This is a genomic window from Thioalkalivibrio sp. AKL19, from assembly GCF_000420165.1.
Classification (GTDB): Bacteria; Pseudomonadota; Gammaproteobacteria; order Ectothiorhodospirales; family Ectothiorhodospiraceae; genus Thioalkalivibrio.
Window position 1 is genome coordinate 23,625 of sequence record NZ_ATUK01000016.1, and the last position, 12,017, is coordinate 35,641.

The following is a 12,017-nucleotide window of genomic DNA, read 5'->3' on the forward strand; positions in this document are numbered from 1 at the left end:
GGGGATCCACGAATCCCAACTATCAGGAGCACCACCATGTCTGCAGCCGAAGCCACCACCTCCCTGTCCATCAACGCCCTGGAGCCGATCGACCAGGACGGCCTCAATAACCTCGCCGCCAAGGGCAAGGCCAACCCCGAGAGCGTCGTGACGCTTAAGGCCACCACGGTCTGCGAGGGCAAGTTCCGCAACCTGACCTTCGTGCGCGACCTCGAGGCCCACGTGATCGACGAGCCGCCGCATCTGCTGGGCGACGACACCGCGCCGAACCCCTCCGAGGCCGCTTTGGCCAGCCTCGGCGCCTGTCTGTCGGTCGGCATGCATGCCAACGCCATCGACCGTGGCATCACGCTGACCAAGCTCGAGTTGACCCTGGAGGGCGATATCAACGTGACCGCCGTATGGGGCGTCGGGGATACCGATGTGAACAAGCACCTCGGCTTCTCCGATATCCGCGTCAAGGCGAATCTGGAAGGGGATGCCAGCGAGGAACAGCTGAAGGAGCTGGTCGCCCATGCCGACTTCTGGTCGCCGGTGGCCAACACCATGCGCAACCCGGTCAAGCTCAGCGTCGAACTGGCCTGATTCCGGTCCTTCTGCCCAACGGGAGTAAACCCCAATGCTTGAAACCCGCACTCACGACGTGACGGGGGTGTCGCCGGCCGCAGGGCCGGCGGATGCCGATGCCGCGCTGCAGGCGCTGGTGGAGCGCGATCTGGCTCCGCTGACCGCCCGTATCGACCGCGAAGGCCTGTACCCCGAAGACTTCCTGCGCGAGGCCGGTCGCCTCGGCGCCTTCAACCGCCACCTGGCCAGCCAGAACGCCAGCGGCACCACGGATATTGCCAGTGCCATCCGCGCGACCGAGGTGATCTCGGCCGAGTGCATGACCACCGGCTTTGTTGCCTGGTGCCAGAACGCCTGTGCCTGGTACGTGGAGAACAGTGCCTCGGACACCCTGAAGCGCGAGGCCCTGCCGAGGCTGGCGAATGCCGAGGCACTGGGTGCCACCGCGCTGTCCAATCCGATGAAGTGGTTTGCCAACATCGAGGACCTCAAGCTCTCCGCCGAACGTGTCGACGGGGGCTATGTGGTCTCCGGTGCGCTGCCCTGGGTATCCAACCTGGGCGAGGACCACTACTTCGGGGCGATTTTCCGCACCACCGGCACGAACCCGCGGCCGGTGATGGCACTGATCAACTGCTCTGACCCCGGGTTCAGCCTGACGGCCTGCCCCGAGTTCACCGCGCTGGAGGGTTCGCGCACTTTCGGCTGCCATTTCGATCGCGTGTTCGTGCCCGATGAGCACGTGCTGGCCGACGCCCTGCCCGAGTACATCCGCCGGATCCGACCGGGGTTCGTGCTGCTGCAGATGGGCATGGGTCTGGGGCTGATCGATGGTTGCATCCAGACCATGCGCGAGGCCAACGAGACGCTGGCCCATGTGAATGGCTATCTGGATGACCAGGTGGGCGAGCTGGAAGAGGCACTGGAGGATGGTCGTTCGGCCTGTTATGCCTTGTCGGAGACCCCCTTTGATGAATCCGAGCGCTTCTTTGCCGATGTCCTGCAGATGCGCCTGACCGGTTCCGAGTTGTCGCTGCGTGCGTCGCAGTCGGCATTGCTGCATGCCGGGGCCCGGGGGTATCTGGCGAATGCCGCCGCCCAGCGCAAGCTGCGCGAGTCGTACTTCGTGGCCATCGTGACCCCGGCGATCAAGCACCTGCGCAAGGAGCTGGCGCGGATCCACGCGCACTAGTCCACCACCCACGGTCGGGGCCTACCGGGGCCCCGCACCGAACGAAGGAATCGTCATGCTGGAAACCATTACACGACTGGATCCCGAGACCGCGGTCGCGACCCTGAAGGAGGCGATTGACGCCCAGGGCCTCAAGCTGGTCTCCCACATCAACGGCCAGGCCAATGCCGCGAAGATCGGGGTCGAGGTCCCGACCGACCAGATCCTGGAGGTTTTTCATCCGAGCTATGCGGTGCGTGTCTGGGAGGCCTGCAAGCCAGCCGGCATCGACATCCCCCTGCGAATCCACGTCTCCGGCGATGGCGAGATGCTGCGCGTCAGCGCGCGCTCGGCGCGGGACGTGTTCGCGCCGTGGGCCAACCCCGATCTGGACGCCATCGGATCCGAGCTGGACCCGAAGCTGAAGGCCATTCTCGATGCCGTGGAGGCCGCGTGATGAGCACCGAAACCGACGAGTTCAAGCGCTATATCTGCAAGGTCTGCGGGTATATCTACGACGAGGCCAAGGGCGACCCGGATTCCGGTCTGGCCCCGGGGACCCGCTTCGAGGACATCCCCGACGACTGGTATTGCCCCGACTGTAATGTGACCAAGGCGGATTTCACCGCCCTGGAACCGCGCGCCGAGACCGCGGACGCCGGTGCCGCCGCGATGGCCTGGAGTGCCGGCGCCGGCGCGGCCGATCCGGACGCGGTGGTGATCGTCGGCGGCGGCATGGCGGGCTGGGCCCTGGCCGAGGCCCTGCGCGAGCGGGATCCGCGGCGCCCGATCCGTCTGCTGACCGCCGATTCCGGTGATTACTACACCAAGCCGCGGATCTCCAATGCCTTTGCCCGGGGCGTCGCGGTCGCGGATCTGGTCGAGGAGACTGGCGTGGCGCGGGCGGCCCGGCTCGGTATTGACCTGATGCCGTTTGTCCGTGTGCTGGATGTCCAGCGGGCGCAGCAAAGAGTCATCACTGCCCGTGGGGGCGTGCCGTACGGCCAGCTGGTGCTGGCCACCGGGGCGCGTCCGCGGCAAATGGCGTTCCCGGGTGGGGCCGGGGCGCCGCTGTCCGTGAACACGCTGGAAGACTACCGCGCGCTGCGCGCGGCCCTCGAGGCGCGGGAAGAGTCACCGACCCATACCCGTGTGGCCATCATAGGCGCCGGCCTGGTGGGCTGCGAGCTGGCCGACGACCTGGCGACGGGTGGCCATCCGGTGGCATTGATCGAATGCGCGTCACGGCCGCTGCCGAATCTGCTGCCCGAGTCGCTGAGCGACGATCTGGAGAAAGCGCTGGCCGACCACGGTGTGCAGTGGCATACCGGGGCCACGGTCGAGCGCGTCGAACCGGTTGCCGAGGGTACGGCGCGAGTCGCGCTCGCCGATGGCGAGGCGGTGGAGGCCGAAGTGGTCATCAGCGCGCTGGGGCTTGTGCCCAACCGCGAACTGGCCGAGCGTATCGGGCTCGCCTGTCACCAGGGGATCGAGGTGGACGCGCTGCTACGCACGACCGACCCGGCGATCTTTGCCCTGGGCGATGGCTGCGAGTTCGAGGGGCAGCTGCGGCCCTATGTGGAGACGCTGCGCGGGCAGGCGGCGGCGCTGGCGCGAACCCTGGCGGGCGAGGCGACGGTGTACCGGCCGGATGCCGGTGTCGTGCAGGTCAAGACGGGCAGCCTGCCGTTGAACATCTGCCCGCCGCAAATGGGCGGCGGCGAATGGCTCGAGATCGTGGTCGATGCCGAGGGGCGCCACCTGGAGTATCACGTGAACGGGCGGCTCGCCGGGTTTGCCCTGTCCGGTCGCCATGCACGGCGGGCGCGCGAACTGGAGACGCGTCTGGGCGAGCCGGCGGCGGATACCCGGACCCGGCTGGCTTCCTGAGTCGGGTGGCCCGGCAGGTGTCGGGCCACCGGATCTTTGCGATGCGGGTCGCGCAGAGTGGGTTGGTGGATGCGGGTTATATGACCCCGTCGAGGCGCAAGTAGCCAATCAGGAACAGCACCGCCAGGACGCCGGCCAGCACGTAGAGCCAGTTGGACAGCGTGGGGTTGTCGGGGCGGCTGAAGAAGGCCGCCCACAGCGCCAGCAGGATCAGGACAAAAAAGAAAAAGAGGAAGCGCATGCGTCAGGCTCCTTCCGGGACCGCGTAGGGCAGATCCACGACGTCGGCCTTCGCACCGTCCGGCGCGCCCCAGCGCAACCCGCCCTCGGCGGCATTGACCTGCACCACCGCGAGGGCGGAGTAGAGGCCGTCGGGATGCAGCTCGGCCGCCACGATCTCGCCGTCGGACTGTTCGGGATTGCCGTCCGCGCGAAAGACCGGGGACCCGGGCTGGGGGGGCGTCTGGGCATGGATGGCCAGACGGAACATGCGCCGTTTGAGCTTGCCCAGATAGTGCATGCGGGCGACGACCTCCTGACCGGGATAGCAGCCCTTCTCGAAGCTGATCGCACCCAGGGCATGCAGGTTCAGCATCTGCGGCACGAACATCTCGGTGGTTTCCTCCACCACGGTGGGGACGCCGGCGAGGATGTCCAGCAGGGCCCAGTCGCGCGGGCCCACCGGGGCCGCATGGACGTTGAGGCTGTCCCAGGCCTTGCGCATGGCATCGATCTCGCCAAACAGCTCGAAACGCGGGTGCAGCCCGGGTACCCGGACTACGGTCACGCCGGCCTTCTCGACCACCTCTTCGGGCGCGGCGGGGCAGATGCCCAGGGCGCTTTGCAGCTCCTTTTCGGCGTCCGGCCCGGAAAAGCCGAAATGGATGCGGGAGTCGCCGGCCTGCTCGATGATCACGTTCGCCCGCAGCACGAACATCTGCAGGCGTTTGGCCACGGGCTCGATCCGGTCGGCGGGCATCTCCAGGAGGTAGCCGTCGCGGGTCGGCAGTACGCGGAACACGGCGTAGGCGCGGCCCTTGGGACTGGAGTAGCTGGAGAGCTGGCTGTGCTGCGCATCGACGGCGTGAATGTCGTTGCCGAACTGGCCCTGCAGGAAGTCGCTGGCGTCGTCGCCGCGAACCTCCAGCAGGCCTCGATGGGAGAGGTCGCAGATCACCTCGCCGTTGACGGCCATGCGGCGTTCACGTTCCGGGTTGCCGTAGTGCAGGAGGTCGTCCTCCTCGAACTCGGCGCCGGCATCGATCAAGTGGTTTTTCCAGTCTTCGCGCATCGAGGATCTCCAGTGGACTGCTGCCCATGCCATCGCCGGGCGTACCGCGCGGGAGGCGGCGATACGGGGTCACGACGGCAGCATGGAGTGGTAAGCTGATTCGGTGGATCGATGGTAGACGAACCCCACGCGGGGTGTCAGCCTGACGGTCCTTTTCTTCCGGCTATTAGGGGTTGGCATGACTCGGCAGGGACGTCCCGTCTTTCTGGATTTGAGCAAGATCCGACTGCCGCTGAATGCCGTGGTCTCCATTCTGCACCGGATCACCGGTGTCTTCCTGATTCTGTCGATTCCCGTGCTGCTTTGGCTGCTGGACCGTTCGCTGGCCAGCCCCGAGGGCTTTGCCCACGTCGTGGCGATTATCCATCACCCGATCGGCCTGGCGGCGCTGGCACTGGGGCTTTGGTGGCTGCTGCATCACCTGTTTGCCGGGATTCGCTACCTGCTGATGGAATTCGGCATTGGCGAGGATCGCGCGGGCTCGCTGCGCACGGCGCGCGATGCCCTGTACGCAGGCATCCTCGGCACCGTTCTGGTGTGGCTGGGGCTGGTGCTGTGAGGCTCCTGAGCGGACAGCGCGCCTGGCTGCTGCAACGCATCACGGCGGTGTACGTGGGCGTGTACGTGATCCTGGCCCTCGGATTCTTCGTGCTGGCCGCGCCGGCGGATCATGCCGCATGGCTGGGTATGGTCGGGCACCCGGTGATTGGGTTGCTGACGGCGGTGTTCGTGCTGCTGATGCTGCTGCATGCGTGGATCGGGCTGCGCGACGTGGTGATGGACTACGTGCATGCGCCCGGCACGCGGCTCCTGGTGTTCGTGCTGGCCGCCGGCGGGTTGCTCCTGACGGGGCTGTGGGCATTTTTCATTCTGATTCGGGCGGGACTGGCATGAAGGGACTGGCATGAACGTGGCGCGACGCAAGTTCGACGCCCTGATCATCGGGGCGGGCGGGGCCGGGCTGCGCGCGGCGTTGGAGCTGTCCAATGGCGATGCCAAGGTCGCGGTGGTCTCCAAGGTGTTTCCCACGCGCTCGCACACGGTGGCGGCGCAGGGCGGGGTGAACGCCGCGCTGGCCAACGTCCTGCCGGACTCCTGGCACTGGCACATGTTCGACACGGTGAAGGGCTCGGACTATCTGGGCGACCAGGACGCGATCGAATACATGTGTCGTGCCGCACCCAAGGTGGTCTACGAGCTGGACCACTTCGGCGTGCCGTTCTCGCGCCTGGACAACGGCACCATCTACCAGCGCGCCTTTGGCGGGCAGAGCCAGAACTTCGGTCAGGACCAGGCGGCGCGCACCTGCGCCGCGGCGGACCGCACCGGGCACGCGATCCTGCACTCGCTGTACCAGCAGAACCTGCGCGCGCGCACGCACTTCTTCGACGAGTACTTCGCGGTGGACCTGCTGCGCGACGCGCAGGGCTGCGTGCTGGGCGTGCTGGCGTTCGAGATCCTGACCGGCGAGCCGATCGTGATCGAGGCCAAGACCACCCTGATCGCGACCGGCGGGGCGGGACAGCTGTTCCGCACCACGACCAACGCGCTGATCAACACCGGTGATGGCATGGCGATGGCCCTGCGCGCCGGGGTGCCGCTGGAGGACATGGAGTTCGTCCAGTTCCACCCGACCGGGATCGCCGGGCGCGGGATGCTGATTACCGAGGGCGCGCGCGGCGAGGGCGGGTTCCTGATCAATTCCGAGGGCGAGCGCTTCATGGAGCGCTACGCCCCGCGGGCGAAGGACCTGGCCTCGCGCGACGTGGTGAGCCGCTCCATTGCCACCGAGGTGCGCGAGGGACGCGGCTGCGGGCGCAATGCGGATCATGTATTGCTGGACCTGCGCCATCTGGGGGCCGATACGATCATGCAGCGCCTGCCGGGGATCCGCGAGACGAGCATGACCTTTCTCGGGGTCGATCCGATCGAGGCGCCGATCCCGATCTTCCCGACCTGTCACTACAGCATGGGCGGCATCCCGACCAATCGCTTCGGGCAGGTGGTGGCGCCGGAGAAGGATACGCCCGAGGACCCGGTCCCCGGGCTGTACGCGGCCGGCGAAACGGCCTGTGTCTCGGTACACGGGGCCAACCGCCTGGGCGGCAATTCGCTGCTCGACATCCTGGTGTTCGGCCGCGCGGCGGCCAACCATATCCTCGAGTACCTGGCCGAGAACCGTTACCACCGGCCGCTGGACGAGTCGGCCGTGGAACAGGCGATGGCGCGGCTCACGCGCTGGGATCGCAAGGACCCGGGCGATGGCTCCGCCGAGCAGGTCGAGCCGCTCAAGCGCGAGCTGCGCAAGGTGATGGAAGACCACTGCTCGGTATTCCGCACCGACGAGGTGATGCGCGAGGGCGTGGAGAAGGTCCGTGCGTTGCGCGAGCGCCTGAACCATGCGGTGATCGCGGATCACTCCAGCACGTTCAATACCGCGCGGGTGGAGGCGATGGAGCTGGAGAACCTGATGGACTGCGCGATCGCGACCATCCGCTCCGCGCTGGGGCGCGAGGAGAGCCGCGGTGCCCACTCGCGGATCGATTTCCCCGAGCGCGACGATCAGCACTGGCTCAAGCACAGCCTGTACTCGCTGGCGGACGACAGCCTGGACTACAAGCCGGTGCGCACCCAGCCGAATACCGTGGCCTCGTTCCCGCCGAAGGAACGCGTCTATTGATGGGTCGACTCGACCGTAGGATGCGGATGAGCGAAGCGAATCGCATCATGTGGCGGATATTCCCACCGGCATCGGTGCGTTTCGCGATGCTCAACGCACCCTACGACACCGGTGCATCAATACAGGCCGTAGGATGCGGATGAGCGAAGCGAATCGCATCAGGGGGCATGGCAGCCCGCGCGTTCAACCATGGGCAACGCGCCCAATGGGAGACGAGCAATGAGCAACCCTGCCGAACCGGTACCCGAGGCGTGGCTGCACGAGCAGCTCGAGGTGCTGTTGACGGAGCTGGATGCCGCGCTCGCGGGCGCCGCCGACAGTGGCGCGACCGTAGAGCTGGACCAGCAGCGCACCGGACGGCTCTCGCGGATGGACGCGCTGCAAGGCCAGGCCATGGCCAAGGCGAGCCAGCAGCGGCGCGAGGCCCAGCGTGTTCGTGCCCGCCGGGCGCTGAAGCGGCTGGAGGAGGACGAGGGCGGACTGTGCATCGACTGCCTGGAGCCGATTGCGCGCTCGCGGCTGGAGATCGACCCGTCGGCCGAGCGATGCATTGCCTGTGCCGAGGCGCAGGAACAGGATTGATTGGGGCTTACCGCAGCGTGTGACAACGGTGGCCGCGGTCACCGACAGGAGATACCGATGGAGTTCTCGATCTACCGCTTCAACCCGGAGACGGACACGCTGCCGAAGATGCAGCGCTTCAGCCTGCCCGATGACCAGGTCGAGCCCGGGATGATGCTGCTGGATGCCCTGCTTCTGCTGAAGGAACAGGACGACTCCCTGGGCTTTCGCCGCTCCTGTCAGCACGGGGTGTGTGGCTCCGACGGCATGAACATCAACGGCACCAATGGCCTGGCCTGCATCACGCCGCTGGCGGATTTGGACTCACCCGTGACCCTGCGTCCGTTCCCGGGCATGCCGGTGATCCGCGACCTGATCGTGGACATGGACAACTTCTGGGAGCAATACCGCAAGGCCGAGCCCTGGCTGGTCAATGACAGCCCGGAACCCGAGGTGGAGCGCAAGCAAAGCCCCGAAGACCGCGAACAACTGGACGGGCTCTACGAGTGCATCCTGTGCGGCTGCTGCTCCGCTGCCTGCCCATCCTACTGGTGGAACCCGGACAAGTTCCTGGGGCCGGCGGCGCTTTTGCAGGCCGCGCGCTTCATCCACGACAGCCGCGACGAGGCCACCGAGCACCGTCTCGAACAGCTGGATGATGCCTGGAAGCTTTACCGCTGCCACACCATCATGAACTGCACCCAGGTGTGCCCGAAGGGCCTGAACCCGAGCCGCGCGATCAGCGACATCCGCCGCACCATGCTGAAGAAGTCGCTGTGATCGGCGCGACCCCCAACGGTTGTTCCACCCCGGTAGGAGCCTGCTTGCAGGCGAAGCCCCTGCCCGCGTCCTGCTTTGGCAGGGGCATTCGCCTGCAAGCAGGCTCCCACAGGGGGCCTGGACTGGTGTTTGGGTGATGGAACCCGATAACCGGACACGCTGGCGCTGCCGCCGCGGCATGCTGGAGAACGACTGGCTGCTCGGCCACTTTCTCGCGCAGGGATATGCGCAACTGGACCAGGAGGGTCGCGATGCCTTCGAGCGCCTGCTCGATTACCCCGACAACGTGCTGCTGGACGTGGTCATGGGTCGCCAGACCACGGTGGACGAGGGGATAGCCCGTCTTGTCCCGGCGATCCGCGCCGCCACTCAGGCTTCGGCTCCGGCCTGACCCGGTTCTTCCCCGGCTCGCGCTCGCGGGCCAGATCCTCCTGCTCCTGGCTGTGGCCGCCTATGTGCTGGTGTACAGCCCGTTGTGGACGCTGGCCCCGGTCTTCGGGCTGGCCATCGCCGGGTGGTGGTGGCAAGGGCGCTCGCAACCGCCGGCCTGGGACTGGCTGGGGCAGACGCCCGAGGGTGCAACCTGGCTGGCCACCGCCGAGGGCCTGCGCCAGGAGCAGGTGGACTGGGTGGAGGTGCTGCCCGATACACGGGTGTTGCGTCGGGTCGTCATCCTCGTCGTTCGGGTGCCCGCGACCGGCCGGGTATGGCGCCTGTGGCTGCACGCCGGGCGCATGCATCCGGAGGACCTGCGCCGTCTGCGCGTGCGGTTGCGCTGGTCGCCCGCGCGCGAGGTGGTGGATCCCGGCTGGCGGGTGCGGCTTCGCGCGGGGGTGGAGCGGGGCGTTGCTATACTGGCGAAAAGCCGAGTACCCGGAGGCCCGAACATGGCTGGACCCGACAATGCGCAGGTGATGGTGGACGTGTCACACCTGCTGAGCGACGAGCCCGATCACGTGTACAGCGAGGATGAGCTGGACGCGATCGAGGAACTCGATCCGGAGCTCGCGCTGCGCCTGGACCGAGCCCAGACCCATGCGCAACGCGAGGCGGCCGACGTGCCGGCCGATGGTCCTATCGACGAGGACGCGGTGCGCGCCGCGATCGAGGAGGCGCGGCGGATCATGATGCAGGACGGTGGCGATATCGAGTTCGTGGAGCTCGATGGTCGTACCGTGCGGGTCCGGCTCAAGGGAGCCTGTGTGGGCTGTCCGCGCTCCACGCTGGACCTCAAGAATGTGGTCGAGCGCCTGGTCCGGTCGCGTGCGCCCGGCGTGGCCAGCGTCGCCAACACCTTCTGAATCCGAGTTTTGGCAGTCAAGCCTGGCCGGCACCGAGCCGGCGCAGTAGCTGCCGGATGCGCCCCGGCCCGAATCCGTGCACCCGCTTGAAGGCCTTGCGAAAGGCCGCCTCCGAGGTATAGCCCACCGCGTCCATCACGCCCGCGACCGACTCCCGCCCGTCGCGTAGCTGGCGTTCCGCCAGGACCATCCGCCACTGGGTCAGGTAGTCGATGGGCGTCTGGCCGACCAGCGCATGAAAGCGCTCCGCGAAGCTGCTGCGCGACATGGCCGCCTCGCTGGCCAGCCCCTCCAGGGTCCAGGCCGCCTCCGGGTGGGCGTGCAGGGCATCCAGTGCCCGGCGGATGCGGTCGTCGGCCAGGGCGGCGATCAGCGATCCCTCCGAGTGTTCGCGTTGCGAGCAGATGTGATGGCGCACGGCCATCACGAACAGGGTGTCCGCCAGGCGGTCCAGCACCGGCCGGTAGCCGGAGGAGCGCTCCGCGAGTTCGATATTCATCAGGTCCGCCAGGTGTGACAGCCGGTCGCCGGATTCGCGGCGGCGGATGATGATGTGGTCGGGGAGTGCGGCCAGGATCGGGTTGCGGCGGCCGGAATCGAACTCGAAGTGGCCGCACAGGAGCTGTGTGACCGGGATATCCGGCGGATCCTCGCCTTCCACCAGCGTCAGGTGGTTGTCGCGGTCGGGTACGGTGTCGCGGCTGGCCATCAGATGCCAATCGTCATGCGGCAGCAGGAGAAGATCGCCGGCCTCCATCCAGACGGGGGCCATCGCCTCCATGTGCAGATAGCATCCGCCTTGCCCCACCAGGTGAAAGCTGGCATTCCCCGAGCCCGACGTGCTGAGCTGCCACTCCCCGCACAGGCGCGGGTTGGTGTCGATGCGGGCACGCAGGTTGTAGGCGGCCAGAACCGTCGACAGCACGTCTTCGTGGGGGCTGATGTCCATCGACCCTTCCTTTTGCCTTTTGGCCTTTCCTGTTGGTTCTTCACCTTAGACCTTAGGACGCCCGGTTGCCGGGCGTCACGGGCCTCTCCCCGTGGTCCCGGACGATCGGACATAAAAGCCGGCGGATCACCCCGCGTACGGTACGAGCCCGCGGTCTAGGCTTTGTACCCAGTAGAAGGGGAAAAGGAGATCAGGACGATGGCTGCGACTGGAACCTTGGCAGTGCGCTTGCAGGGTTGGCTGGACTGGACGCGAGGCGCGGACTTCCTGGCGCCTTTGCTGTTGCGGCTCTACCTCGCGCCGGTGTTCTGGATGGCGGGGACCAACAAGCTGGACGGCATCCTGCCGAAAGAGAACGTGGTGATGTGGTACGGCAACGCGGACTGGGGGCTGGGCATGCCCTTCCCCTATCTGATGGTGATGCTGTCGGCGTATGCCGAGGTGCTGGGTGCGATTGCGTTGTTGCTCGGTCTGGCGACGCGCTGGTTCTCGATCCCGCTGATGATCACGATGGTGGTGGCGGCCGTGACCGTGCATCTGGAACACGGGTGGCAACGGATCTCCGACCCGATGATGTGTCTGTTCAACTGTTCCGGGATCGAGGAGGCACAGATGCGCCTGGATCGCGCCAAGTCCATTTTGCAGGAGCACGGCAACTACAATTGGCTGACGGAAACCGGAAATTTCGCAATCGTGAACAACGGCATCGAGATGGCCGCGACCTTCTTCGTGATGCTTCTGGTCCTGTTCTTCTGGGGAGCGGGACGTTATGTCAGCATCGACTATTACATCCGTCGGAGGATGATGAGCAGGGGATAACTCCAAGA

15 protein-coding genes are annotated in these 12,017 nt (G+C 66.8%); 12 read left to right on the plus strand and 3 right to left on the minus strand.

The window, feature by feature from the left end:
* The first annotated feature begins 36 nt into the window (after window positions 1-36).
* Genes F817_RS0112130 through F817_RS0112145 form a run of 4 tightly spaced genes read left to right on the plus strand, consistent with a single transcriptional unit; the run spans window position 37 to window position 3,628 of the window.
* Entirely contained in the window at window positions 37-585 is a 549-nt protein-coding gene (locus F817_RS0112130; protein ID WP_024327901.1) for an OsmC family protein, read from the plus strand.
* A gap of 34 nt (window positions 586-619) precedes the next feature.
* Window positions 620-1,759 carry an acyl-CoA dehydrogenase family protein gene (locus F817_RS0112135; RefSeq protein ID WP_024327902.1) on the plus strand — a complete coding sequence of 380 codons (1,140 nt, stop codon included), beginning with the start codon at window positions 620-622 and terminating at the stop codon, window positions 1,757-1,759.
* 55 nt (window positions 1,760-1,814) lie between these two features.
* Window positions 1,815-2,195 carry a DUF302 domain-containing protein gene (locus tag F817_RS0112140; protein WP_024327903.1) on the plus strand — a complete coding sequence of 127 codons (381 nt, stop codon included), beginning with the start codon at window positions 1,815-1,817 and terminating at the stop codon, window positions 2,193-2,195.
* Complete coding sequence (locus F817_RS0112145) at window positions 2,195-3,628, plus strand: FAD-dependent oxidoreductase (RefSeq protein WP_024327904.1); 1,434 nt, start codon at window positions 2,195-2,197, stop codon at window positions 3,626-3,628. The genes F817_RS0112140 and F817_RS0112145 overlap by 1 nt, the downstream gene beginning before the upstream one ends.
* 76 nt (window positions 3,629-3,704) lie before the next feature.
* Here the strand turns inward: F817_RS0112145 and F817_RS14615 are convergent, their stop codons facing one another.
* Together F817_RS14615 and F817_RS0112155 are read right to left on the minus strand one after the other, a co-directional pair.
* Entirely contained in the window at window positions 3,705-3,869 is a 165-nt protein-coding gene (locus F817_RS14615; protein ID WP_017942034.1) for a hypothetical protein, read from the minus strand.
* A gap of 3 nt (window positions 3,870-3,872) precedes the next feature.
* A complete protein-coding gene (locus F817_RS0112155) occupies window positions 3,873-4,919 on the minus strand; it encodes a folate-binding protein YgfZ (RefSeq protein ID WP_024327905.1) in 1,047 nt (348 codons plus the stop codon).
* Window positions 4,920-5,097: 178 nt separating this feature from the next.
* Here F817_RS0112155 and sdhC point away from each other — a divergent pair, with 178 nt between their 5' ends.
* The 7 genes from sdhC (at window position 5,098) to F817_RS0112190 (ending at window position 10,241) form a co-directional block, all read left to right on the plus strand.
* Window positions 5,098-5,478, plus strand: coding sequence for a succinate dehydrogenase, cytochrome b556 subunit (gene sdhC, locus F817_RS0112160; RefSeq protein WP_024327906.1), 381 nt, complete (start codon window positions 5,098-5,100; stop codon window positions 5,476-5,478).
* Entirely contained in the window at window positions 5,475-5,813 is a 339-nt protein-coding gene (gene sdhD / locus F817_RS0112165; RefSeq protein WP_024327907.1) for a succinate dehydrogenase, hydrophobic membrane anchor protein, read from the plus strand. The genes sdhC and sdhD overlap by 4 nt, the downstream gene beginning before the upstream one ends.
* Before the next feature lie 10 nt (window positions 5,814-5,823).
* Window positions 5,824-7,599: a succinate dehydrogenase flavoprotein subunit gene (sdhA, locus tag F817_RS0112170; RefSeq protein ID WP_024327908.1), complete on the plus strand. Its 1,776-nt coding sequence runs from the start codon at window positions 5,824-5,826 to the stop codon at window positions 7,597-7,599.
* A gap of 219 nt (window positions 7,600-7,818) precedes the next feature.
* Complete coding sequence (locus F817_RS0112175; RefSeq protein WP_024327909.1) at window positions 7,819-8,181, plus strand: TraR/DksA C4-type zinc finger protein; 363 nt, start codon at window positions 7,819-7,821, stop codon at window positions 8,179-8,181.
* Window positions 8,182-8,238: 57 nt separating this feature from the next.
* Entirely contained in the window at window positions 8,239-8,940 is a 702-nt protein-coding gene (locus F817_RS0112180) for a succinate dehydrogenase iron-sulfur subunit (RefSeq protein WP_018145440.1), read from the plus strand.
* 136 nt (window positions 8,941-9,076) lie between these two features.
* Window positions 9,077-9,331: a succinate dehydrogenase assembly factor 2 gene (locus F817_RS0112185; protein ID WP_018938539.1), complete on the plus strand. Its 255-nt coding sequence runs from the start codon at window positions 9,077-9,079 to the stop codon at window positions 9,329-9,331.
* Between the two features lie 52 nt (window positions 9,332-9,383).
* A complete protein-coding gene (locus tag F817_RS0112190) occupies window positions 9,384-10,241 on the plus strand; it encodes a NifU family protein (RefSeq protein ID WP_024327910.1) in 858 nt (285 codons plus the stop codon).
* Window positions 10,242-10,257: 16 nt separating this feature from the next.
* Here the strand turns inward: F817_RS0112190 and F817_RS0112195 are convergent, their stop codons facing one another.
* Window positions 10,258-11,190: an AraC family transcriptional regulator gene (locus tag F817_RS0112195; RefSeq protein WP_024327911.1), complete on the minus strand. Its 933-nt coding sequence runs from the start codon at window positions 11,188-11,190 to the stop codon at window positions 10,258-10,260.
* A gap of 198 nt (window positions 11,191-11,388) precedes the next feature.
* On the opposite strand from F817_RS0112195, the gene F817_RS0112200 reads away from it, so the two are divergent.
* On the plus strand, window positions 11,389-12,009 hold the full coding sequence (locus F817_RS0112200) for a DoxX family protein (RefSeq protein ID WP_029681128.1): 621 nt from the start codon (window positions 11,389-11,391) through the stop codon (window positions 12,007-12,009).
* Window positions 12,010-12,017: the final 8 nt, after the last annotated feature.

Coding starts and splice junctions, on each gene's coding strand:
- F817_RS0112130 (WP_024327901.1), top strand. CDS start 37: ATGTCTGCAGCCGAAGCCACCACCTCCCTGTCCATCAACGCCCTGGAG.
- F817_RS0112135 (WP_024327902.1), top strand. CDS start 620: ATGCTTGAAACCCGCACTCACGACGTGACGGGGGTGTCGCCGGCCGCA.
- F817_RS0112140 (WP_024327903.1), top strand. CDS start 1,815: ATGCTGGAAACCATTACACGACTGGATCCCGAGACCGCGGTCGCGACC.
- F817_RS0112145 (WP_024327904.1), top strand. CDS start 2,195: ATGAGCACCGAAACCGACGAGTTCAAGCGCTATATCTGCAAGGTCTGC.
- F817_RS14615 (WP_017942034.1), bottom strand. CDS start 3,869: ATGCGCTTCCTCTTTTTCTTTTTTGTCCTGATCCTGCTGGCGCTGTGG.
- F817_RS0112155 (WP_024327905.1), bottom strand. CDS start 4,919: ATGCGCGAAGACTGGAAAAACCACTTGATCGATGCCGGCGCCGAGTTC.
- sdhC (WP_024327906.1), top strand. CDS start 5,098: ATGACTCGGCAGGGACGTCCCGTCTTTCTGGATTTGAGCAAGATCCGA.
- sdhA (WP_024327908.1), top strand. CDS start 5,824: ATGAACGTGGCGCGACGCAAGTTCGACGCCCTGATCATCGGGGCGGGC.
- F817_RS0112175 (WP_024327909.1), top strand. CDS start 7,819: ATGAGCAACCCTGCCGAACCGGTACCCGAGGCGTGGCTGCACGAGCAG.
- F817_RS0112180 (WP_018145440.1), top strand. CDS start 8,239: ATGGAGTTCTCGATCTACCGCTTCAACCCGGAGACGGACACGCTGCCG.
- F817_RS0112185 (WP_018938539.1), top strand. CDS start 9,077: ATGGAACCCGATAACCGGACACGCTGGCGCTGCCGCCGCGGCATGCTG.
- F817_RS0112195 (WP_024327911.1), bottom strand. CDS start 11,190: ATGGACATCAGCCCCCACGAAGACGTGCTGTCGACGGTTCTGGCCGCC.
- F817_RS0112200 (WP_029681128.1), top strand. CDS start 11,389: ATGGCTGCGACTGGAACCTTGGCAGTGCGCTTGCAGGGTTGGCTGGAC.